Origin of the sequence: Streptomyces sp. NPDC020875 (genome assembly GCF_040641415.1) — a bacterium.
Lineage (GTDB): Bacteria > Actinomycetota > Actinomycetes > Streptomycetales > Streptomycetaceae > Streptomyces.
On the sequence record NZ_JBFADP010000029.1, the window covers coordinates 61,217 to 82,221 of the forward strand.

The window sequence follows — 21,005 nt, forward strand, 5'->3', positions numbered from 1 at the left end:
AACGCGTCAGCCGCGCCGCTGGTGCCCGGATCCGGAGTCAGACTCCGGTCGGGCCGCCGGAACCATGATCCACCCCGGCGGGTTCCACCGCGTCCTGATCCCGTCGCAGCGCCCTGACGCCCCGGAACCCGATGACGCCGATGACCGTCCCCAGAAGAAACGACACGACGGCGAGCACCAGATGGACCCAGAAGTAGCCGGTGGGGTCACCGGCTTCGTCGAAGGCGAGTCCGCTGCCGTCCTTCCAGAGATTCCGGACGAAAGATATCCAGATGAACCAGCTCCACGCCCCGAAGGCGAGCAGGAACCAGGAGACGGGGCGGCTGAGCTTCATGGGACCAGTATCCGGACGGCGGACGGGTGCGGGCGGCCGGGGTCGGACGGGTCATGACGCCCCGGCCGGTGGGGCGGCGCGCCCGGACCGCCCGCCGTCTCGGCGACTCGCCGACCCGACAAGCATATTTTCCTCTCCGACAGGTAATTTCTGGTCCGTGTCTGTTCTGAAGAAAACGGCCTTGACGGCCGCCGCCGCGTCGCTGCTGCCCGCGTTCGCCGCCGCCCCCGCGTTCGCGTCGGCCCACGAGGGCGCCACCGCCGCCGCGCCGGACAGGACGGTCACCCGGGTCACCGCGCCCGCCACCCCGGGCCCCTCGACCTCCCCCTCGACCTCCCCCTCGACCTCCCCCTCGACTTCGGCCTCCACGCCGCCTCCGGCGGACGACGGCAAGCCGGGCGCGCCCGCCCGCAAGCAGCCCGCGCCCCCGGCCACGATGTCCACGGTCGGCGGTACGCAGCTGGGGCTGCCCGGAACCCAGGTGAAGCTGGGAGCGGGCGCGCCCGTACTGCCGTCGGCCCTCAGCGCCCGGTCGTGGATCGTCGCCGACGCGGAGAGCGGCGACGTCCTCGCCTCGCACAACGCGCACTGGCGGCTGCCGCCCGCCTCCACGATGAAGATGCTCTTCGCGGACGCCCTGCTGCCCAAGCTGCCCAAGACGGACACCCACAAGGTGAGCTGGCAGGACACGGAGGGCGTGGGGCCCGGCAGCAGCGCCGTGGGCGTGAAGGAGGGGCTGACGTACACCGCCCACGATCTGTGGAACGGAGTCTTCCTGGTCTCCGGGAACGACGCGGTGCACGTCCTCGCGGCGATGAACGGCGGAATCGCGAAAACCGTGCGGGACATGCAGGCCCACGCGGAGGAGCTCCAGGCGCTGGACACCCAGGTCGTGTCGCCGGACGGGTACGACGCGCCGGGCCAGGTCTCGTCCGCGTACGACCTCACCCTGATCGCCCGCAGCGGCCTCCAGAAGAAGGACTTCCGGGACTACGCGGCCACGGCCAAGGCCAAGTTCCCGGGCAAGGTGGTGGACGGGAAGCGGGAGAGCTTCGAGATCGTCAACACGAACCGGCTGATCACCGGGGACGGGGTGGCGCCCTATCCGGGGATCGCGGGCGTCAAGAACGGCAATACGTCCCAGGCCGGGGCCACCTTCACCGGGGTCGCCGAACGCAACGGCAAGGTCCTCCTGGTGACCGTGATGAACCCGGACTCCGGCGAGCGGCAGGCCGTCTACAAGGAGACCGCGCGACTGTTCGATTGGGGCTTCGCGGCGGCGGGCAAGGTCACCCCGGTGGGCGAACTCGTCGCGCCCCGCTCGGCGACGCCGCCGGTGGGCGCGGGCCCGGACAAGCACTCCGCCCAGACGGACCGGACGAAGAAGGCGTCCGCCGGGCAGGCGGGGACGTCGTCGGGCGGTGTGGGAACGGCCCTGGCGATCGCGGGCGGCGTGCTGGTGGTCCTCGCGGCCGGGGTGTTCCTGGTCAACCGCCGCTGGCCGAGGCGCCGGGCCTGATCCGGGGGCCGTACGGCTTCGGAGTCGTACGGGACCGGAGTCGTACGGCCGGACGGCGGGCGGGCCTCAGGTCCGTTCGCCGGGCGGGCCGGACGGCTTCCGTCCGTCGTCGGCATCTGATTCCGGTTCCGGCTCCGATTTTGTTTCCGGTTCCGGTTCCGGTTCCGGTTTCGTATCCGCTTCCGCCTCGGTTTCCTCGCCCGGCTCCCGGGTCGCCGTCCAGGCCGCGCAGAACAACAGCAGCTTCGCGGTCAGATTGATCCAGAGCAGCAGGGCGACCGGGACACCGAACGCCCCGTACAGACTGCGCCCCGCGACCTCCCGGATATATCCGCCGATCAGCAGCTTCAGCGCCTCGAAGCCGACGGCGCCGATCAGTCCCGCGACCACCAGCCGCCGGCGCGGCGGCTGCACCCCCGGCAGCAGCGTCAGCAGATAGAGCAGGATCAGGAAGTCGGCGGCGACGGCGATCACGATCGCCACGACCCGGAGCGCCACACCGGATCCGCCGCCGTCGAGGCCGAACCGGTCCGCCGTCCACCCCACCGCCGTCGAGCCGAGCGCCGAGGCCGCGAAGGACGCCAGGGCGGTCGCCCCGAGCCCCAGCAGAATCGCCGTGTCCCACGCCTTGCGGACGAACGGATTGCCCTGGTCGAGATCGTCGAGCCCCCACACGGCCCGCAGGCAGTCCCTTATCGACCCCACCCAGCCGACGCCGGTGAGCAGCAGCAGGGCGCCCGAGACCAGCCCCACGGTCCCCGCGTTGGCGGCCAGGGCCGATACGTCCAGCTGGTCCGAGATGCCCGGCACCTGGTCGCCGATCCGCTCCTCCAGCCGGCCCAGCCGGTCCTTGCTGAGCAGCGCCGCGCCGACCGCGACCGCGAGGCTGATCAACGGGAACATGGCGAGGAAGCTGAGGAAGGTGATGGCGGCGGCGAGCCGCGTCCAGTGCACCCGCTCCAGCGTCTCGTAGGTGTGCCAGGGGTGCGTCCGCGTCAGCCGGACGAACCACGGCCCGACGACGGGAAGCCTGCTCAACCAGTCCATGGGCTACGCCTACCCCTCAGTCCGCCGCCAACCTCCCGACCTGCCGACTCTTCCGTCACGGTGTCGACGGCCCCCGGAGCGCCCCGGGACGCGGGACTCTCACAGTCCGGCGACCGCCAGCCCGTACATCGCCGCCCACACCACACCGATGACGGCCAGCGCGCGGTCGCCCAGGACGACGTCCTCGGGCGCCCCGGCCGCGCCCCGGTCGGCGAAGACCGCGTACCGCAGCACCGCCAGGATGAAGGCGATCACCGAGAGCTGACGCCACGGCAGCAGCGCCGTCCCGGTGGCCGTACCGCCGCCCTCCAGGGCCCACAGGCAGTAGCCCAGGACGGCGACCCCGGCCGCGAGCTGCCAGACGAACCGCAGATAGCCGGTGGTGTACTCGCCGAGCAGCGCACGGGTCGCGCCCCGGCCGCCCTCCGCGTCCGCCATCCGTACGGCCTCCGAGTAGCGCTTGGCCGCGACCATGAACAGCGCCCCGAAGCCGGTGGTGATCAGAAACCACCGGGAGAGGGGGATGGCCAGCGCGACCCCGCCGATCATCGCCCGCATCAGGAATCCGGTGGTCACCACGGCCATGTCGACGACCAGGACGTGTTTCAGCCGGACGCAGTAGGCGAGTTGCATCACCAGATACGCGCCGATCAGCGCGCCGGTCATGGCGTTGCAGAGCGCGAGGGCGCCGGTGACGGCGAGCACGGCGAGCAGCGCGCCGGTGGCGTGGGCGAGGGGAACGGGCACGATCCCGGCGGCGACCGGGCGGTGGCGCTTCTCCGGGTGGGCCCGGTCGGCCTCGGCGTCGCGGGCGTCGTTGATCAGATAGACGGCCGCGGCGGCGGCCGTGAAGAGGACGAAGACGACGGCGAGCCGGGCCGCGTTGCTGGGGTCGTCCAGTTCGCCCGCGGCGGCGGGCGCGGCGGCGACCAGGACGTTCTTCACCCATTGGCGGGGGCGGGTGGTCCGGACGAGACCGGCCAGTACGGCGGCGACGCCGCGGATGCCCGTACCCCGGACGGGCCCGGCGGGGGCGGGGACCTTCGTTCCGGTTCCGTTTCCGGTGTCGTCCCCGGTTCCGTTTTCGGGTCGCTCGGGCCGGTCCAGCAGGACGAACCGGTGTTCGGTGGTCACTGGGGCCTCCCGGGGCGGGTGAGGGCCTTGCGGAGATCGGGCCTGCGGGCGGCCGCCGCCTTGGCCGTGAGGCCGCCGATGAGGGCACCGGCGACCACATCGCTCGGGTAGTGGACCCCGGCGACGACCCGGGAGACGCACATCGCGGCGGCGACGACGGCCGGAACGGCGCCGGGCCCGGGGGATCCGGCGCCCGGGGCTCCGGATCCGGCCGCGGGCCCGGCCGGCAGCGCGCCGAAGGCGAACACGGCGGCGGTGGCGGAAGCGGCGTGACAGCTGGGGAAGGAGTGACGTCCGGCGGTACGGACGAGGGCACCGCGCCCCTCGTACCCGGGCGGCCTCGGGCGGCGTACCACCCGCTTGACGGCCATCCCCGCGAGATGGGCGCCCGCGACGACGGCGGTGGCCCGCAGCCACGCCGGGCGGCGGGCGGGATCGACGGCGGCACCGGTGAGCCCGGCGGCGAGCCAGAGCGCCGCGTGCTCCCCGGCGTGGGAGAGGACCCGGGCGGCCGAGGCGACGGCGGGGCGGTCGCCGCCCGCCCGCAGTACGGCGAGCACGCGCGAGTCGAGCGACCGGAGACCGGACCACCGCAGATCGAGGGCCCGAGGGCCGAAGGTGAGGAGGCCGAAGGTACGAGGGCCGAGGGGCCTGACGCCGGTTCTTCGCGGGTCGAAGGCGCGCGGGCCGGGGCCCCGGCGGGCAGACCGGCGGGCGGACCGGGGAGCCGCGGTCCCGGCCCGGCCCCGACCGGGCGTGCCGGAGCCGGGCGGGGTCGGCGCCTCCGTACCCGTACCGCCGCCGTCCGTGTGTCCCACGCTCCACCGCCCCTTCCCGGCACCGTCCGTCGCCGATTCGCCCCGTGCGCCCCATCGGCTTCAGCAGCCGCCGCGGGCACGGGGGACTCTTCTGGCCCGTACGCCGACTTTCACGCCACGATCGGATGACACTCCTTTAATCACCCGTTTCGGCGAGTCCCCGAGGCACTCCAAAAATGTGGGCATAAGCGGCGATACCGTCACGAGTATGGCTGCCGACATCCGTACCACCCCGCTCGCCGACGCCGACGACCCGTTCGTGTCCGTCACGGGCTGGGGCCGTACCGCGTCCACGACGGCATACGTCCGCCGCCCCCGGACCCCGGAACAGACCGCGGCGGCCGTACGGGAGTGGGGCGCGCGCGGCGGAATCGCCCGGGGGCTCGGCCGGGCCTACGGCGACGCGGCGCAGAACGCGGGCGGCTGCGTCCTCGATATGACGGGCCTCGACCGGATCCACTCGATCGACGCGACCGCGGGCACCGTCGTCTGCGACGCCGGGGTCAGCCTGCACCGGCTGATGGAGCTGCTGCTGCCGCTGGGCTGGTTCGTCCCGGTCTCCCCCGGCACCCGCTACGTCACCGTCGGCGGGGCGGTCGGCGCCGATATCCACGGGAAGAACCACCACGTCAGCGGTGGGTTCACCCGGCATGTCGACGCCTTCGACCTGCTCACGGCGGACGGCACCGTACGGACCGTGACACCCGGCACCGAACTCTTCGACGCCACGGCGGGCGGTATGGGCCTGACGGGCGTGGTGCTGACCGCCGCCGTCCGGCTGCACCGGGTGGAGAGCTCGTACATGCTGGTCGACACCGAACGCGCCACCGATCTGGACGACGCGCTCGCCCGGCTCTCCGCCGACGGCGAGCGGCACCGCTACTCCGTCGCCTGGATCGATCTGCTGGCGCGCGGCCGGGCCACCGGGCGCTCCGTACTCACCCGGGGGGAGCACGCGCCGCTCGACGCGCTCCCCGCCCGCGCCCGGCGCGCCCCGCTCGCCTTCCGCCCCGGCGGACTGCCCGCCGCCCCCGCCGCCGTACCGCCGGGGCTGCTCAACCGGGCCACGGTCGGGCTCTTCAACGAACTCTGGTACCGGACCTCGCCCCGGGCCGCCACCGGCCGGATCCAGCGGCTCACCTCCTTCTTCCATCCACTGGACGGGGTGCCCCACTGGAACCGGATCTACGGCCGGAACGGCTTCGTCCAGTACCAGTTCGTGGTCGGACACGGCCGGGAGGAGACGCTGCGCCGGATCGTCCGGCGGATCTCCCGGCGCCGCTGCCCGTCCTTCCTCGCCGTACTGAAGCGGTTCGGGGCGGGCGACCCGGGCTGGCTGTCGTTCCCGGTGCCCGGCTGGACCCTGGCGCTGGACATCCCGGCGGGCCTGCCCGGACTCGGATCGTTCCTGGACGAACTGGACGAGGAGGTCGTGGCCGCCGGGGGCCGGGTCTATCTGGCCAAGGACTCCCGGCTCAGGCCCGAGCTGCTGGCCGCGATGTACCCGAGGCTCGACGACTTCCGCGAGCTGCGGGCCCGTACCGGCGCCGACCGGGTCTTCACCTCCGACCTGGCCCGCCGGCTCGCTCTCTGACCGCCACCTGATCGCGTTCCGCCCTGTTCTCGTTCCGTCTCGTCTCGTGAAGGAGCACCTCGATGAAAGACGCCTTCGGCGCCCCGCAATCCCTGCTCGTCCTCGGCGGCACCTCCGAGATCGGGCTCGCCGTCGCCCGGCGGATGATCGCCCGCCGGACCCGGACCGTCTGGCTCGCGGGCCGCCCCTCGGCCGAACTGGATACCGCGGCGGACGGGCTGCGCGCCCTCGGCGCCGAGGTCCGTACGGTCCCGTTCGACGCGCTCGACCCGGCCGCGCACGAGGAAGTCCTCGGAAAGGTGTTCGCGGAGGGAGACCTCGATCTGGTGCTGCTCGCCTTCGGGGTACTCGGCGACCAGGCCAACGACGAGGGCGACCCGGCCGCCGCCGTCCGCGTCGCCCAGACCAACTACACGGGCGCCGTCTCCGCCGGACTCGTCTGCGCCACGGCTCTCCAGAACCAGGGCCACGGATCGCTCGTGGTGCTCTCGTCCGTCGCCGGGGAGCGCGCCCGCCGGAGCAACTTCATCTACGGCTCCAGCAAGGCCGGGCTCGACGCCTTCGCCCAGGGCCTCGGGGACGCGCTGCACGGGACCGGCGCGCGGGTGATGGTGGTCAGGCCCGGGTTCGTCCGGACCAGGATGACCGCGGGGCTGCCGGACGTACCGCTGGCGACCACGCCCGAGGCGGTCGCGCTCGCCGTGGAGCAGGGGCTGCGGCGGGGATCGGACGTGGTGTGGGTGCCGGGGGCGCTGCGGCTGGTGATGGCGGCGCTGCGGCACGTACCGCGACCGCTGTTCCGGAGGCTCCCGGTCTGATCCGTCGCCGTCAGGCGTCAGACGTCAGGTGGTGTGGGCGGGGTCGGCGGACTCGGTGCGTTCGGTGCGTTCTTCGACGGGGGCGCCCTGGGCGGGTACGGCGCCGAGCCCGCCGCCGAAGGTGTACGTCCGCAGCTTCCGCCAGACCCCGTCCGCGCCCTGCTCGTACAGGGCGAAGGAACCACAGGTCCAGGACGCCTCGAAGGCGGCCAGCTCCCCGTAGGCCCGGTCCATCGCCGCGTCGTCGATGGCATGGGCGACCGTGACATGCGGGTGGTACGGGAACTGCAGCTCACGGGCGAGCGGACCGGAGCCGCCCCTGACCCGCTCCTGGAGCCGGGCGCAGGCGGCGGCGCCCGCGACGACGTTGACGAAGACGACCGGGGAGACCGGGCGGAACGTTCCCGTACCGGCGAGTCGCATCACGAACGGCCTGCCCACCGCCGCGACCTCGCGCAGATGCGCGTCCACGGTCGGCAGGGACTCCCGGTCGACCTCGGTGGGCGGCAGCAGGGTGACATGGGTGGGGATGCAGTGCGCGACGGGGTCCCCGAAGCCCGCACGCCGCTCCTGGAGGAAGCTGCCGTGAGGCTCCGGGACCGCGATCGAAACGCCGAGCGTTACGGTCCCCACGTCTTTCTCCCGTCCATCGCGTCGTGACTGCCGCTGGCTGCCGCTGTGTCGTTCGTACTGCGTCATCATGCGTCCGGTGGTGCGGCGCGTTCTCGCGGCGGGCCGTCCGCCGCCAGTGTGGCCGGTGGGCGGCGGATCGGCCAGAGACGCAGAACACACCATCAATTGGTCCGAACGGGCCACGAAAGCGGCCCGTACCTGCTGGGCGCCGCCGCCCGTCGCCCGCCGTACCGCGCCGCCCGGACCGGACGCCGGGGCCGTCAGTGCTTGGCGGGCAGGAAGCCGACCCGGTCGTACGCCGCCGCCAGCGTCTCGGCCGCGACCGCGCGGGCCTTCTCCGCGCCCTTGGCGAGGATCGAGTCCAGCGTCTCCGGATCGTCCAGATATGCCTGGGTACGCTCCCGGAACGGCGTGACGAACTCCACGACGACCTCGGCGAGGTCCGTCTTCAGCGCCCCGTACATCCGGCCCTCGTACTCCTTCACGAGATCGGGGATCGAGCGCCCGGTGAGGGTGGCGTAGATCGTCAGCAGATTGCTGATCCCGGCCTTCTCCACCGGGTCGTAGGAGACGACGGTCCCGGTGTCGGTGACCGCGCTCTTGATCTTCTTCGCGGTCGCCTTGGGCTCGTCGAGCAGATTGACCAGGCCCTTGGGCGTGGAGGCCGACTTGCTCATCTTGATCGCCGGGTCCTGGAGGTCGTAGATCTTGGCGACCTCCTTGACGATGTGCGGCGCGGGAATGGTGAAGGTGTCGCCGAACCGGGTGTTGAACCGCTCGGCGAGATCCCGGGTCAGCTCGATGTGCTGCCGCTGGTCCTCACCGACCGGGACGGAGTCCGCCTGGTAGAGCAGGATGTCCGCGACCTGGAGCACGGGGTAGGTGAAGAGACCGACGGTGGCCCGGTCCGCGCCCTGCCTGGCGGACTTGTCCTTGAACTGGGTCATCCGCGACGCCTCGCCGAAGCCCGTCAGGCAGTTCATCACCCAGCCGAGCTGGGCGTGCTCCGGAACGTGACTCTGGACGAAGAGGGTGCAGCGATCCGGGTCGAGACCGGCCGCGAGGAGCTGGGCCACCGCGAGCCGGGTATTGGCGCGCAGCTCGGCGGGGTCCTGCGGAACGGTGATCGCGTGCAGGTCGACGACCATGTAGAAGGCGTCGTGGGTCTCTTGCAGCGCCACGTACTGGCGGATCGCCCCGAGATAGTTCCCGAGGTGGAACGAGCCCGCGGTGGGCTGGATCCCGGACAGGGCGCGAGGTCGGACGGTTGCCATGGGCCTCATTCTCTCAGGTGCCGGACCGGGCTCGGGCCGCCGGTGGAGAAAAGCCGGAACGAGGCCGGGACGGGGCCGGGACCGGGCCGGGCGGAGGCTCGCGACCGGGCCCGCGGGCCCTTGCGGGGGCCGCGGGAGCGGGGCCCGGACCCCGGCGGGTCCGGGCCCGGAGGGCGGCGGTCAGACGGGGAGGCCCGGGGCGGGGTGCTCGGACATCAGGGCGGCGACCTCGGTTCGGATCCTGGTGAGGGTGTCCTCGTCGCCCGAGCGGGCGGCGGTCACCGCGCGGTCGATCCAGTCGGCGACCGTCGGCATGTGGTCGGCGGTCAGCCCGCGGGAGGTGAGGGACGGGGTGCCGAGCCGGATGCCGGAGGGGTCGAAGGGCTTCCTGGGGTCGTAGGGGACGGTGTTGTAGTTGACGACGATTCCGGCCCGGTCGAGGGCCTTCGCGGCGATCTTGCCGGGGACGTCGCGGCCGGTCAGGTCCATCAGGATCAGATGGTTGTCGGTACCGCCGGAGACCAGGTCGAAGCCCTTGGCAAGCAGGGCGTCCGCGAGGGCGCGGGCGTTGGCGACGACGGCATGGGCGTAGGTACGGAAGGCGGGGCTGGCGGCCTCGTGGAGCGCTACGGCGATCGCGGCGGTGGTCTGGTTGTGGGGGCCGCCCTGGAGACCGGGGAAGACGGCCTTGTCGATGGCCTTGGCATGCTCCTCGCGGCACATCAGCATCGCCCCGCGCGGGCCCCTGAGGGTCTTGTGGGTGGTGGTGGAGACCACATCGGCGTGGGGGACGGGCGAGGGGTGGGCGCCGCCGGCGATCAGCCCGGCGATATGGGCGACATCGGCGACCAGGACCGCGCCGGACTCCCGGGCGATCTCGGCGAAGGCCGCGAAGTCGATGGTCCTGGGCAGGGCCGTACCACCACAGAAGATGATCTTCGGCCGCTCCTTGAGGGCGATCTCGCGGACCTCGTCGAAGTCGATCAGACCGGTGTCCGCGCGGACGCCGTACCGGACGCCGTTGAACCAGGTGCCGGTCGCCGAGACACCCCAGCCGTGGGTGAGATGGCCGCCCATCGGCAGGGCCATGCCCATCACGGTGTCGCCGGGCCGGGCGAAGGCCAGATAGACGGCGAGATTGGCCGGGGAGCCGGAGTAGGGCTGGACATTGGCGTGCTCGACGCCGAAGAGCGCCTTGGCCCGGGCCACGGCCAGCCGTTCGACCTGGTCGATGACCTGCTGGCCCTCGTAGTAGCGACGGCCCGGATAGCCCTCGCTGTACTTGTTCTGGAGGACCGTGCCGGAGGCTTCCAGCACGGCGTGGGAGACATAGTTCTCGCTGGGGATCATCCGCAGCGTCTCGGCCTGGAGCCGCTCCTCGTCGGCGACGAGACCGGCGAGCTCGGGATCGGCGGCGGCGAGTGCGGGATGGGGCAGGGGAAGAGTCATGGTGTCCTCCGGGCTCACGAGTGGGCCGGGGTACCCAGGCGGGCGGCACCGCGTGTGCTCCTGCGCGCACGGTTCCCTCGGGGTGATCTCCCCGTACGCCAGTCGCCGCGCGTACCGCCACCCTATGCCAAGGGGGTCCGGCGGCGGGGTGTTCCGTACGGCGCCGGAACCGGCCCGCGCGCGGATCCGCCGGGCCCTCCGGGGCCGTACGGCGCGACCCGCCCCGGTACGGAGGTTTCCCGGTCCGGCCGGTGAGTGACCATAGGAACAGGGGCGGCGATCCCGCTCCACCGGAAGGACCGTCCGGCTCGCCCTGAGAACGGAGATCCCGTGACTGCTTCTGAGCACGCCATCGCCACCGCGGAGGCGTACAGCGCGCACAACTACCACCCCCTGCCCGTCGTCGTGGCGACGGCCGAGGGCTCCTGGATGACCGATGTCGAGGGCCGCCGCTATCTCGATCTGCTCGCCGGCTACTCGGCCCTCAACTTCGGTCACGGCAACCGCAGGCTGATCGCGGCGGCCAAGGCCCAGCTGGAACGGGTCACCCTCACCTCCAGGGCGTTCCACCACGACCGGTTCGCCGACTTCTGTACCAAGGTCGCCGAGCTGTGCGGCATGGAGATGGTGCTGCCGATGAACACCGGCGCGGAAGCCGTGGAGACGGCGGTGAAGACCGCCCGCAAATGGGGCTACCGGATCAAGGGCGTCCCCGACAACATGGCGAAGATCGTGGTCGCCGGGAACAACTTCCACGGCCGGACCACCACGGTGATCAGCTTCTCGACGGACCCCGAGGCCCGGGCGGACTACGGCCCGTACACCCCCGGCTTCGAGATCGTGCCGTACGGGGACCTGACCGCGATGGAAGCCGCCCTCACCGAGAACACCGTCGCCGTACTGCTGGAACCCATCCAGGGCGAGGCCGGGGTCCTGGTCCCGCCGCCGGGCTATCTCCCCGCGGTCCGCAGGCTGACCCGGGAGCGGAACATCCTCTTCATGGCCGACGAGATCCAGTCCGGTCTCGGCCGGACGGGCCGGACCTTCGCCTGTGAGCACGAGGACGTCGTGCCCGATGTGTACATCCTCGGCAAGGCCCTCGGCGGCGGGATCGTGCCGGTTTCGGCGGTGGTGTCGTCCCGGGAAGTGCTCGGGGTGTTCCGGCCCGGTGAGCACGGTTCGACCTTCGGCGGGAACCCGCTGGCCTGCGCGGTGGCGCTGGAGGTGGTCGACATGCTGCGCACCGGCGAGTACCAGCAGCGGGCGGCCGAGCTGGGCGAACATCTCCACCGCGAGCTGGGGGCGCTCACCGGCGGCGACGCGGTCGAGGCGGTCCGGGGCCGGGGGCTCTGGGCGGGCGTCGACATCTCCCCCGCGTACGGCACCGGCCGGGCGATCTCCGAGCGGATGATGGAACGCGGGGTGCTGGTGAAGGACACCCACGGCTCGACGATACGGTTCGCCCCACCGCTGGTGATCACCAAGGAGGACCTGGACTGGGGGCTGGACCAGCTGCGGGCGGTTCTCGCGGGGTAGGCCGGATCGAAGCCCCCGCCGGGGCCGGGTTCGGACCGGATCCGAACCCGGCCGGTTCCGTTCGCGTACGGCGGTAGGGCCCGGCACTAGATTCCTCCGTATGACGACATCCAACGGAAGTCAGGACGAGTCGGCCACCGCCCCGGCGGCGGAACGGGCCCCCGAGCGGTTACCCGAACACACCCCCAGGATCGATCTCGGCGCCCTCGACCCGGGCGTCCACCGGGCGCTGAACCAGCTGGACCGGGCCGTCCACAAGGTGGTCGACCCGGTTCTGCACGAACTGGTGAAGATCCGCGCCTCGCAGATCAACCGCTGCGCGTTCTGTATCGATATGCACACCAAGGACGCGCTGGCGGCGGGCGAGACCGTGGAGCGGATCGTCCAGCTCTCGGCCTGGCGGGAATCCCGCCACTTCTACACCGCCAAGGAGGTCGCCGCCCTCGATCTGACCGAGGCGATCACGGTCCCGACGGACGGATTCGTCCCGGACGACGTCGTGGAGCGGGCGGCCAAGGAGTTCGAGCCTGCCGAGCTGACCGGGGTGATCTCGGCGATCAACCTCATCAACGTCTGGAACCGGCTCTCCCTCACCGCCCGGATGGTGCCCGGCCACTACGAGCCGGGGATGTTCCCGTTCCCGGTCAGCGGCGACTGAGCCGTACGGACTGCTCCGCACTCCTCGGGTCCCGTCCTCCGCCGAACGCGGGCGGCGGAGGACGGGCCCGCCGGGTCGGTCACGGTCGGCTCCCAGCCGGCGAATAGCCGGGAGCGCCGCGGTCCTCCCCGGTGAACAGGGGCACCCGTTCCTGCTCGAATCTACGGGCCCCGGCCGCCCGCGAATTGACTTTCCGTGCGGACTTCATTGACATCCCCTGCACAGTTCCGGTAATCGCATCGCGCCCGGGTTTCCCGACACCCACCCGGCGGTCCGCCGACCTCGCCCGCCGACCGCTGCCCGCCGAACGCCGTCCGGGCATACGAAAACCCGGCGGCGCAGGGTCAGGGACTGCGCCGCCGGGTTGTCAGCGGATCTGTTCAGTTGTCTCTTCGGTTGTGTCTTCAGTTGTGTCTTCAGTTGTTGTTCGGTCCTGGTGACCGGTGGTCGGTACGCGCCGGGGTCATCCCGCCCGGCGCGTACCCGTCATCGGGTGGTCATCCGGTCGTTCAGCAGGGACCGAGGTCCTGCCAGGGGCCCCACTGGCTGGTTCCGGGCTCCTCGCCCTTCGTCCACCACTTGGACTTCCAGTTCTTGCCCTGGTGGGAGACGGTCACACCGCTGCCGTACTCGGAGGTCGCGGCCCACGGGGTCGCGGTGCAGGTGCCACCGGCGCCGTTCGCGCCACCGTTGTTCGCACCGCCGTTGTTGGCCCCACCGTTGTTCGCGCCACCATTGTTGGCACCGCCGTTGTTCGCGCCACCGTTGTTGGCACCGCCGTTGGTGGCACCGCCGTCACCGGGCTCGACGAGCGTCGTACCGCGGGCCAGGTCGGCCGCGATGGAGTAGGACTTGCCACCGAAGGTGACGGTCCAGTTCGACGGGGTCGAGGTCGGCAGGTAGTAGACGAAGTCCAGCTCGACCGAGGCACCCGGGGCCACCGTCTGCCAGGCCGGGAGCTTCAGCGACACGCGGTGGAAGTCACCCTTCAGACCGCCCACGTTGGGACCGGTGTGGTCGCTGCGGATGATCTTCGCACCGAAGCCGGACTGGTCCTTGGCGTTGTTCGGCGCGGAGGTCGCGTAGTCGAACTGGAACTCCGTACCGCCGGGCAGGGTCGCCTTGGTGTTGTTGGTGATCTTCAGCTTCGGGCTGATCGGGTAGTTGCTGTCCCCGAGCGCGAACTGGTTGAACTCGACACCGACGTTGATCGCCTCGGTCGGCAGCGTGATGTTCGACTTCTTCGCGCCGTACGGGGTCGCCGCCTTGTACTTGTTGTACATCAGGCTGATCAGCGACGAGCCGGGCTCGTACTGGCCCTTGGCGGCGTTGTAGTCGTAGTCGCCCGCCAGCTCCCAGATCATGGTGCCGCCGAGGCCGTTGTTGACCACGTAGTCGGCCTTCGCGCCGATGGACTGCTCGTCCTCGGTGGAGATGAAGACCTTCTTCTGCGCGTTCCACAGCCACGGCGCGACCAGGGTCGAGTCGTACTTGCGGACGTAGGCGCCGGTCAGCTTGGTGTCCGCGGGCAGCCCGAACTTCGGCAGGTAGTCGGGGACGATCCCCTTCTCCAGGTTCTTGGCGTGCCACATCGGGTTGAAGCCCGCCGGGGACTCCTGACCGTTGGTGTCCTTGTCGTGCCAGACGTTGTCGATGCCGACGGCACCGTCACCGCACTTGGTCAGACCGGAGCCGGGCGGGCAGGTGGTGGCCGCCGACTTGCCCCAGAGGCCGTCGGTGCCGCCCTGGACGTTCTTCCAGCCGCGGGTGTAGGTCGGCACGCCGATGTTGATCCGGCCGGCCGGCATCGAGCCGCGGAAGTAGCGGTACGCCCAGTCCGTGTTGAGGTAGCCGATCCCGCCGTACTGCGCGGTGTTGTAGATCCCGGCACCCGCCAGCTCGGAGTCCTTGCCGTCGTCGAAGAGGGCGGCGTTCGGACCCACGTGCTCGTTCCACGTGCCGTGCAGGTCGTACGACATGATGTTGAGGTAGTCGAGGTACTTCGTGGTCTCGAACGTCTCCATGCCGCGCAGCAGGTAGCCGGAGGACGGCGCGGCGACGGTCAGCAGGTAGTGCTTGCCGTCGGTGGCGCTGGCGCGGTCCAGCTTCTCCCGCAGGGTCTTCATCAGCACGCTGTAGCTCTTGTTGAGCCCGGCGCGGCGGGCGTTGGCGATCGGCCAGTCGGCCGGGTTGCCCGCGTCCTTCATCGAGGTCGGGTACTCGTAGTCGATGTCGACGCCGTTGAACCCGTACTTGCGGATGAACTCGACGGCCGAGTCGGCGAAGGTGTTGATGCCCGCCTGGTTGACCGAGCCGTCGGCGTTCGTGGTGGTCTTGTAGAAGCCACCGCTGTCCGTCCAGCCGCCGACCGAGATCAGCGTCTTGACGTTCGGGTGCTGCTTCTTGAACTTGTTCAGCAGGTTGAAGTGGCCCTTGTACGGCAGGGCCGGGTCCATCTCGGCCCCGGCGACGCCCGGCCAGGTCATCCCGGTGTTGGGGTTGTCCGCGTTGTCGGCGCCGACGGTGATCTTGTCGGCGGAGTCGATGCCCGCGAACGCGTAGTTGATGTGGGTGATCTTGTCCCACGGGATGTTGTTGGCGAGGTACGCGGGCCTGCCGTCCTTGCCGGTACGCCAGTTGGCGAAGTAGCCGATGATGCGGCGCTGGTGGTCGGCGCCCATCTTCTCGCGGCCGTCGGCGTCGTAGACGGAGCAGTACGGGACGTCGACGCCCGGGGTCGTGTACAGCCCCTCGGGGCGACACGAGGAATTCGGTGAGGCGGCCTGAGACACGCCTGACGAGAGCGTCGTCGCCAGCAGCGCGCCGACGGCGGCGGCACCGGCGGCGAACAGCGTCGCTCTCGTTCGTCGGGGGGACAGCACGTTCGGATCCTCCAGGTGGGGGGCCCGCGTCCGTCAACAGGACGCAGGGTGTTCGGCCTAGCTCAACTGGCATGGGGGGTGGGCACGTTGGTCCCGGGGGCTGTGCTCGTCCCGGGGCCGGATCCGCAGAGGTGAACGAGACATTAAGAGGACTAGACCAACGCGTCAATAGGTCTGGACCTTTACACCGTGATTCTCATGTCCCTTATGCCCCGCGCGAATACGGCACGTCCGGGCCCTGACCGGGGACTCAAGGGGCAGAGCCGCACGAAGGTCGCCCCCGGCCGGATGAAAGAACTTTCACCCCACGTGGCACGGCAGCCACCGGACACCCCTCCCAACAAGACGAGACGAACCGTCTTGCCAACACTCTCCCGGCGGTCTACAGTCGACACCACGGAACGAGACGCACCGTCTCGCAAACCGTAAGCATCGCGCTTGTTCGTCACGCCCTGTAAGGAGCCCGCTGTGACCACTTCAGCCGACCGTGTCTGGTTCATCACCGGCGCCAGCCGCGGCCTGGGCCGGGCTTTCACCGAGGCGGCGCTGGCCGCGGGCGACCGGGTCGTCGCGGCGGCCCGGGACATCGGACCGCTCGACGAACTGACCGCTGCTCACGGAGAGCGACGACTGCTCGCCCTCCCCCTCGACGTCACCGACCGTACGGCCGTGATCGCCGCCGTCGACCGGGCCGTCGACCACTTCGGCCGGCTCGACGTGGTCGTCAACAACGCCGGCTACCTGGCCATGGGCATGATCGAGGAGTTCACCGAGGAGCAGGCCCGCGCCCAGCTCGACACCAACTTCTTCGGGGCGCTCTGGGTCAGCCAGGCCGCCCTCCCCCACCTCCGGGCCCGGCGCTCCGGCCATATCGTGCAGATCTCCAGCATCGGCGCGCTCGGCGGCTTCCCCCTCACCGGGCTCTACAGCGCCAGCAAGTTCGCCCTGGAGGGGCTGAGCGAGTCGCTCGCGGCGGAGGCGGCCCGGTTCGGCGTCAAGGTCACCCTCGTGGAGCCCGGCGGCTACTGGACGGGGCTCTACACCAAGGGCCTGACGATGACGGAGCCGCTGGACGTCTACGCGGAGCTGCGGACCGAACTCCACGAGCAGTTCGCCGAGGGCTCCAGGGACAGCCTCCCCGAACTCGCCGCGGACGCCGTGCTGAAGCTGGTCGCCTCCGACGACCCGCCGCTCCGGCTGCTGCTGGGCGGCCTCGCCTACGACGTCGCCATGACCACGACGGAGGCACGGCTGGAGACCTGGCGGGCCTGGGAGGCCACCAGCCGCGCGGCCGAGGACGCGGTCCCCGCGCCGGAGGGGTACGGCCAGTAGCGGCGCCGGAGCGGCGGGGACGGGCCGGTGCGCGGGGTGTTCGGGGCTACGGGGCTACGGAGTCCGGTGCCTGGGGACCCGTACCGGCGGCACGAACGACGCGGACCCCGGGTCCGGCCCCCTTCATCGAGGGGCCGGACCCGGGGTCCGTCGTACCGGTGCTACGACTCAGATCAGGCCGAGGGCGCGCACCGCGTCGCGCTCCTCCGCCAGCTCCTTGACCGACGCGTCGATCCGGGGCCGGGAGAACTCGTTGATCTCAAGACCCTGGACGATCTCGTACGTGCCGTTCTTGGTGGTGACCGGGAAGGAGGAGATCAGGCCCTCCGGGACGCCGTAGGAGCCGTCCGACGGGATGCCCATGGAGGTCCAGTCGCCGTCGGCGGTGCCGTTCACCCAGGTGTGGACGTGGTCGATCGCCGCGTTGGCCGCCGAAGCCGCCGAGGACGCGCCACGGGCCTCGATGATCGCCGCGCCGCGCTTGGCGACGGTCGGGATGAAGGTGTCGGCCAGCCACTGCTCGTCGGAGACGACCTCGGCGGCGTTCTTGCCCGCGATCTCCGCGTGGAAGATGTCCGGGTACTGGGTGGCCGAGTGGTTGCCCCAGATCGTCAGCCGCTTGATGTCGGAGACGGCGGCACCGGTCTTCGCGGCGAGCTGGGAGATCGCGCGGTTGTGGTCGAGCCGGGTCATCGCGGTGAACCGCTCGGCCGGTACGTCCGGCGCGGCGGCCTGGGCGATCAGCGCGTTGGTGTTGGCCGGGTTGCCGACCACGAGGACCTTGATGTCGTCCGCGGCGTGGTCGTTGATGGCCTTGCCCTGCGGCTTGAAGATGCCGCCGTTGGCCTCCAGCAGGTCGCCGCGCTCCATGCCCTTGGTCCGGGGGCGGGCGCCGACCAGGAGGGCCACGTTGGCACCGTCGAAGGCGACGTTCGGGTCGTCGGTGATGTCGATCCCGCGGAGCAGCGGGAACGCGCAGTCGTCCAGCTCCATGGCGGTGCCCTGGGCGGCGCCGAGAGCGGGGGTGATCTCAAGAAGGCGCAGCTTGACCGGCACGTCCGGGCCGAGCAGGTGGCCGGAGGCGATGCGGAACAGCAGCGCGTAGCCGATCTGGCCGGCCGCGCCGGTCACGGTGACGTTGACGGGAGTGCGGGTCATGGCGATCTCCGTAAGACAGCTGGCGGTGGGGGCACCTGCCCCTGGGTCGGATCTCTCCCCGCACCCTTCCCCGGGTCGGCGGCGCCGGTCGGACCGGGGTCCTCATGAGCCGCTTCTCACGAATCTTGATGTGAAGAGATTTCCCAGCGGTCAGGCTATCCGACCCGGGCCGCGCCGGTCGTTCGCCCCCTCGTTGCCTTGCTCACTGCCGCGCCCACCACGCGCTCACGCCGCCACGGGCCGCCGGGCGCCGCGGGTCAGCCCCGGGTCAGCGGACCACCGCGTACGCCGTGAGTCACTGGACCACCGTGCACGCCGTGGTGCCGTTGGTCAGTTCGGCGCACGCCTTGGCGTCGGAGCCCTTCACGGCGGCCGTCATCGGGGTGTAGGCATCGCTCTCGCCGTTGACCGTGCCCCGCTGGAGGCCCTCGCCGCCGACGCTGATCTCGACGGAGTCGCCGGTGGAGGCGTCCACGAGCCGGGCCCAGGCCGCCTGGCAGACCTGGCTGAAGCGGACCTCGATCCTGGCCTTGCCGACGGTCGCCTGGGAGACGGTACGGACCAGGTCGCCGCCGCAGCCCATGGCCTCCGGGCTCTTCCCGGTACAGGTGGCGCCGACGCACTTGACGTTCGCGGGCGGTGCGGCGGACTCGCCGCCGGTTTCCTCGCCCCCGGTTTCCTCGCCGCCGCCCGGGCGGGGCTTCGTACCGGCGGACGACGCGGGCGGAACCTTCGCCACCGTCTCCGTACGGTCGTTCCGGCCGTCGTCACCGCCGCCCGTACCGCCGAGGTCGGTGAGGAGAACGGCCGCGGCGACCAGGACCAGCGCGCCGACGACACCCGACAGGAAGAGCAGGACGCGGCGCTTGTCGAGCCCCCCGGACGCGGCCGGGGCGGGCGGCGGGGCGGGTGAACCGGCCGTGGCGGCGGGAGCCTCGGCGCCGGAGGCCGTACGCGCCGGTCCGGCGGCGGTCCCGGGGGCTCCGGGCTCGGCCGGGGCGGTTCCGGCGGCGGCCGCCGCCGCTGCCTCGGCCGCCCGCCGGGCCCGGCGGGCGGCGGCCCGGCCACCGCCTTCGGGTACCCGGTACGCGCCCTGCGGCGGGGTCGCGGGGCCCCCGTCGTCGGGCAGTACGGCGTTCCACACGGGTCGGCCGTCGTCGGTGACGGCATCGCTCCCGCCGTCCGGACCGGGGCCCGCGACCGCAGCGGACGACGGCGAGGAGCCGACGGAAGCGGAAGAGGCAGAAGAGGAGGCGGAGGAGGAAGAGGAAGAGGAGGAAGGGGCTGAAGAGGAGGAGGGCGAGGGAGGGGACGAGGGCGAAGTGGAGGCGGGCGAGCCCGGTACGCCACCGGGCACCGACGCCCAGCTGCGGGTCCGCGCCACCCGCAGTTGCTCCGTGGCCCGGTCCCGTCCGGCCTCCAGCCGGTGCCAGGCCCGTTCGGCCCGGGAGCGCAGCGACGCGAGGCCGTGGCCACTCGTCCCGGTACGCTCCGCGAGCGCCGCGATCGCCCGTTGCGGCGGCAGGACCCGGCCGTCGAGATACCGCTCCCACGACGTGACGCCGAAGCCGGTGGCGACCGAGAGCCCGGCGATGTCGAGCCCGCCCGCGTCGACGATCCGGCGCAGCTCCTCGGTGAGTGCCCGGATGTCCGGATCGAGCCCCTCCGGCAGCGCCTTCCACTCCGGCATGTCCAACCCCCCTGCGTTCCCCGGACATCCGTCCGGTCCCGGGCCGGGGCGAGCGTCCTCGCGGCGGCGGCGCGGCTCCCCCGTTCCGCGTGCCGTGCGCCTCAGGCGCGCCTCACGGCCCGACGGTCCAGTCTCCCATCCCGGACCGACGATCACACCGCGGCGGAATGGTCATCTCCGTGCCACGGGTCACAACGGCCCCGGTGGTTGGGACGACGACGCCCGCCGCCCCGGTTCACGGGACGGCGGGCGGGCTGTCGTCGATCGGTCGCGAGATACGGTCCGCCGAGGCGGCCGTCTGCGGGTCAGCCGGTCACTCGCGTCCCACGAGGAAGTGGACGAAGTCCTCCAGGAACGGGATCTCCAGCCAGGGGTCGGGCTGGAGCATCAGGGCGAGCAGGCTGATCATCGAGCCGAACAGGCCGTAGGTGACCATGTCGGTGAAGCGGGACCGTACGGCCAGCATGCCCACCGAGGGGATCAGCCGCCGGAGCACTCCGGCGCCGATCAGCGCGGCGCCGATCAGCAGGGTGCCGACCCGGGCCGCCTCGGCGAACGGATCCGTACCGACGATCACCAGACCGAGGCCGACCAGTCCGAGGACGGCGAGCAGGGGCCACTGCCGGGCGGGGGCGGGGGCGTCGCCGGGAGCGGCCCGGCCGCCGCCCTCGGGACGGGCGGTGTCCTGCGTCAGGGCGGGCGGACGACGCGTCGAGCCCGTACCGGAACCCGACTCGGCGTCGCTGTCGGCGTCGCTGCCAGTGTCGGCACCTTGCTCGGCGCCGCTTACGTCCCCGTTCGCCGGATCGGCTCCGTCACCGGGTCCGGATCCGTGCTCGGAAGCGGAATCCGCATCCGTACCCGTAGCCGCGTCGTTGTCCGTACCCGTACCCGTACCCGAATCCGCGTCCCGGGAGCCCGCCGTCCCGGAACCGGAACCGTCTGCCGGGTCCGCGTCCCGCGCGGCGGCCGGGCGGGCGCCGTCGCGGTCGTCCGGCGTCCCGGGGGACCCTCCGCCGTCACCGGCACCACCCGCACCACCGGCACCCGAGGCACCTGTCGTACCCGTACCGGCACCCCGGTCGTCGTTCGTCGTCACGGCCATGGCCGCTCTCCTCCGTCGCTCCCG

General features: G+C 71.8%; 17 protein-coding genes. 6 read left to right on the forward strand and 11 right to left on the reverse strand.

Going from position 1 to position 21,005, the window contains the following annotated elements:
* Positions 1-37: 37 nt before the first annotated feature.
* Positions 38-334 (reverse strand): hypothetical protein, encoded by a 297-nt coding sequence (locus AB0G74_RS18600; RefSeq protein WP_361147382.1) that lies wholly within the window; start codon positions 332-334, stop codon positions 38-40.
* A gap of 157 nt (positions 335-491) precedes the next feature.
* Here AB0G74_RS18600 and AB0G74_RS18605 point away from each other — a divergent pair, with 157 nt between their 5' ends.
* Positions 492-1,853: a D-alanyl-D-alanine carboxypeptidase gene (locus AB0G74_RS18605; RefSeq protein WP_361147385.1), complete on the forward strand. Its 1,362-nt coding sequence runs from the start codon at positions 492-494 to the stop codon at positions 1,851-1,853.
* Positions 1,854-1,919: 66 nt separating this feature from the next.
* Here AB0G74_RS18605 and AB0G74_RS18610 read toward each other — a convergent pair whose 3' ends face one another.
* The 3 genes from AB0G74_RS18610 to AB0G74_RS18620 all read right to left on the reverse strand — a co-directional run bounded on the left by AB0G74_RS18610 (position 1,920) and on the right by AB0G74_RS18620 (position 4,852).
* The gene (locus tag AB0G74_RS18610; protein ID WP_361147388.1) at positions 1,920-2,900 is read right to left on the reverse strand and encodes a YihY/virulence factor BrkB family protein; all 981 of its coding nucleotides are present in this window, start codon (positions 2,898-2,900) and stop codon (positions 1,920-1,922) included.
* Between the two features lie 99 nt (positions 2,901-2,999).
* Positions 3,000-3,905, reverse strand: a complete 906-nt coding sequence (locus AB0G74_RS18615) for a decaprenyl-phosphate phosphoribosyltransferase (protein WP_361147482.1) — start codon at positions 3,903-3,905, stop codon at positions 3,000-3,002.
* A gap of 125 nt (positions 3,906-4,030) precedes the next feature.
* Entirely contained in the window at positions 4,031-4,852 is an 822-nt protein-coding gene (locus tag AB0G74_RS18620) for a phosphatase PAP2 family protein (RefSeq protein ID WP_361147391.1), read from the reverse strand.
* 208 nt (positions 4,853-5,060) lie between these two features.
* On the opposite strand from AB0G74_RS18620, the gene AB0G74_RS18625 reads away from it, so the two are divergent.
* The gene (locus tag AB0G74_RS18625; protein WP_361147394.1) at positions 5,061-6,446 is read left to right on the forward strand and encodes an FAD-binding oxidoreductase; all 1,386 of its coding nucleotides are present in this window, start codon (positions 5,061-5,063) and stop codon (positions 6,444-6,446) included.
* Positions 6,447-6,508: 62 nt separating this feature from the next.
* Positions 6,509-7,264, forward strand: a complete 756-nt coding sequence (locus AB0G74_RS18630) for a decaprenylphospho-beta-D-erythro-pentofuranosid-2-ulose 2-reductase (protein ID WP_361147397.1) — start codon at positions 6,509-6,511, stop codon at positions 7,262-7,264.
* Between the two features lie 24 nt (positions 7,265-7,288).
* On the opposite strand, the gene AB0G74_RS18635 is transcribed toward AB0G74_RS18630, so the two are convergent.
* The 3 genes from AB0G74_RS18635 to glyA all read right to left on the reverse strand — a co-directional run bounded on the left by AB0G74_RS18635 (position 7,289) and on the right by glyA (position 10,620).
* Positions 7,289-7,897, reverse strand: a complete 609-nt coding sequence (locus AB0G74_RS18635; RefSeq protein WP_361147400.1) for a 2'-5' RNA ligase family protein — start codon at positions 7,895-7,897, stop codon at positions 7,289-7,291.
* Between the two features lie 260 nt (positions 7,898-8,157).
* A complete protein-coding gene (gene trpS / locus AB0G74_RS18640; protein WP_361147403.1) occupies positions 8,158-9,171 on the reverse strand; it encodes a tryptophan--tRNA ligase in 1,014 nt (337 codons plus the stop codon).
* Between the two features lie 180 nt (positions 9,172-9,351).
* Positions 9,352-10,620 carry a serine hydroxymethyltransferase gene (gene glyA, locus AB0G74_RS18645; RefSeq protein ID WP_361147406.1) on the reverse strand — a complete coding sequence of 423 codons (1,269 nt, stop codon included), beginning with the start codon at positions 10,618-10,620 and terminating at the stop codon, positions 9,352-9,354.
* A gap of 330 nt (positions 10,621-10,950) precedes the next feature.
* Here glyA and rocD point away from each other — a divergent pair, with 330 nt between their 5' ends.
* Complete coding sequence (gene rocD / locus AB0G74_RS18650) at positions 10,951-12,156, forward strand: ornithine--oxo-acid transaminase (RefSeq protein WP_361147409.1); 1,206 nt, start codon at positions 10,951-10,953, stop codon at positions 12,154-12,156.
* A gap of 100 nt (positions 12,157-12,256) precedes the next feature.
* Complete coding sequence (locus AB0G74_RS18655; protein WP_361147412.1) at positions 12,257-12,814, forward strand: carboxymuconolactone decarboxylase family protein; 558 nt, start codon at positions 12,257-12,259, stop codon at positions 12,812-12,814.
* A gap of 509 nt (positions 12,815-13,323) precedes the next feature.
* On the opposite strand, the gene AB0G74_RS18660 is transcribed toward AB0G74_RS18655, so the two are convergent.
* Positions 13,324-15,696, reverse strand: coding sequence for a glycosyl hydrolase family 18 protein (locus tag AB0G74_RS18660; protein WP_361147415.1), 2,373 nt, complete (start codon positions 15,694-15,696; stop codon positions 13,324-13,326).
* 468 nt (positions 15,697-16,164) lie between these two features.
* Here AB0G74_RS18660 and AB0G74_RS18665 point away from each other — a divergent pair, with 468 nt between their 5' ends.
* On the forward strand, positions 16,165-17,028 hold the full coding sequence (locus AB0G74_RS18665; protein WP_361147418.1) for an SDR family NAD(P)-dependent oxidoreductase: 864 nt from the start codon (positions 16,165-16,167) through the stop codon (positions 17,026-17,028).
* 168 nt (positions 17,029-17,196) lie between these two features.
* Here the strand turns inward: AB0G74_RS18665 and AB0G74_RS18670 are convergent, their stop codons facing one another.
* The 3 genes from AB0G74_RS18670 to AB0G74_RS18680 all read right to left on the reverse strand — a co-directional run bounded on the left by AB0G74_RS18670 (position 17,197) and on the right by AB0G74_RS18680 (position 20,981).
* Positions 17,197-18,186 (reverse strand): malate dehydrogenase, encoded by a 990-nt coding sequence (locus AB0G74_RS18670; protein ID WP_361147422.1) that lies wholly within the window; start codon positions 18,184-18,186, stop codon positions 17,197-17,199.
* Positions 18,187-18,481: 295 nt separating this feature from the next.
* Positions 18,482-19,876: a DUF2690 domain-containing protein gene (locus tag AB0G74_RS18675; protein WP_361147425.1), complete on the reverse strand. Its 1,395-nt coding sequence runs from the start codon at positions 19,874-19,876 to the stop codon at positions 18,482-18,484.
* Positions 19,877-20,189: 313 nt separating this feature from the next.
* Positions 20,190-20,981 (reverse strand): DUF3017 domain-containing protein, encoded by a 792-nt coding sequence (locus tag AB0G74_RS18680; protein WP_361147428.1) that lies wholly within the window; start codon positions 20,979-20,981, stop codon positions 20,190-20,192.
* Positions 20,982-21,005: the final 24 nt, after the last annotated feature.

Excerpts from the sequence above, each read along its gene's own strand:
- AB0G74_RS18630 (WP_361147397.1), top strand. The coding sequence starts at position 6,509 with ATGAAAGACGCCTTCGGCGCCCCGCAATCCCTGCTCGTCCTCGGCGGC.
- AB0G74_RS18610 (WP_361147388.1), bottom strand. The coding sequence starts at position 2,900 with ATGGACTGGTTGAGCAGGCTTCCCGTCGTCGGGCCGTGGTTCGTCCGG.
- trpS (WP_361147403.1), bottom strand. The coding sequence starts at position 9,171 with ATGGCAACCGTCCGACCTCGCGCCCTGTCCGGGATCCAGCCCACCGCG.
- AB0G74_RS18600 (WP_361147382.1), bottom strand. The coding sequence starts at position 334 with ATGAAGCTCAGCCGCCCCGTCTCCTGGTTCCTGCTCGCCTTCGGGGCG.
- AB0G74_RS18680 (WP_361147428.1), bottom strand. The coding sequence starts at position 20,981 with ATGGCCGTGACGACGAACGACGACCGGGGTGCCGGTACGGGTACGACA.
- AB0G74_RS18655 (WP_361147412.1), top strand. The coding sequence starts at position 12,257 with ATGACGACATCCAACGGAAGTCAGGACGAGTCGGCCACCGCCCCGGCG.
- AB0G74_RS18675 (WP_361147425.1), bottom strand. The coding sequence starts at position 19,876 with ATGCCGGAGTGGAAGGCGCTGCCGGAGGGGCTCGATCCGGACATCCGG.
- glyA (WP_361147406.1), bottom strand. The coding sequence starts at position 10,620 with ATGACTCTTCCCCTGCCCCATCCCGCACTCGCCGCCGCCGATCCCGAG.
- AB0G74_RS18625 (WP_361147394.1), top strand. The coding sequence starts at position 5,061 with ATGGCTGCCGACATCCGTACCACCCCGCTCGCCGACGCCGACGACCCG.
- AB0G74_RS18670 (WP_361147422.1), bottom strand. The coding sequence starts at position 18,186 with ATGACCCGCACTCCCGTCAACGTCACCGTGACCGGCGCGGCCGGCCAG.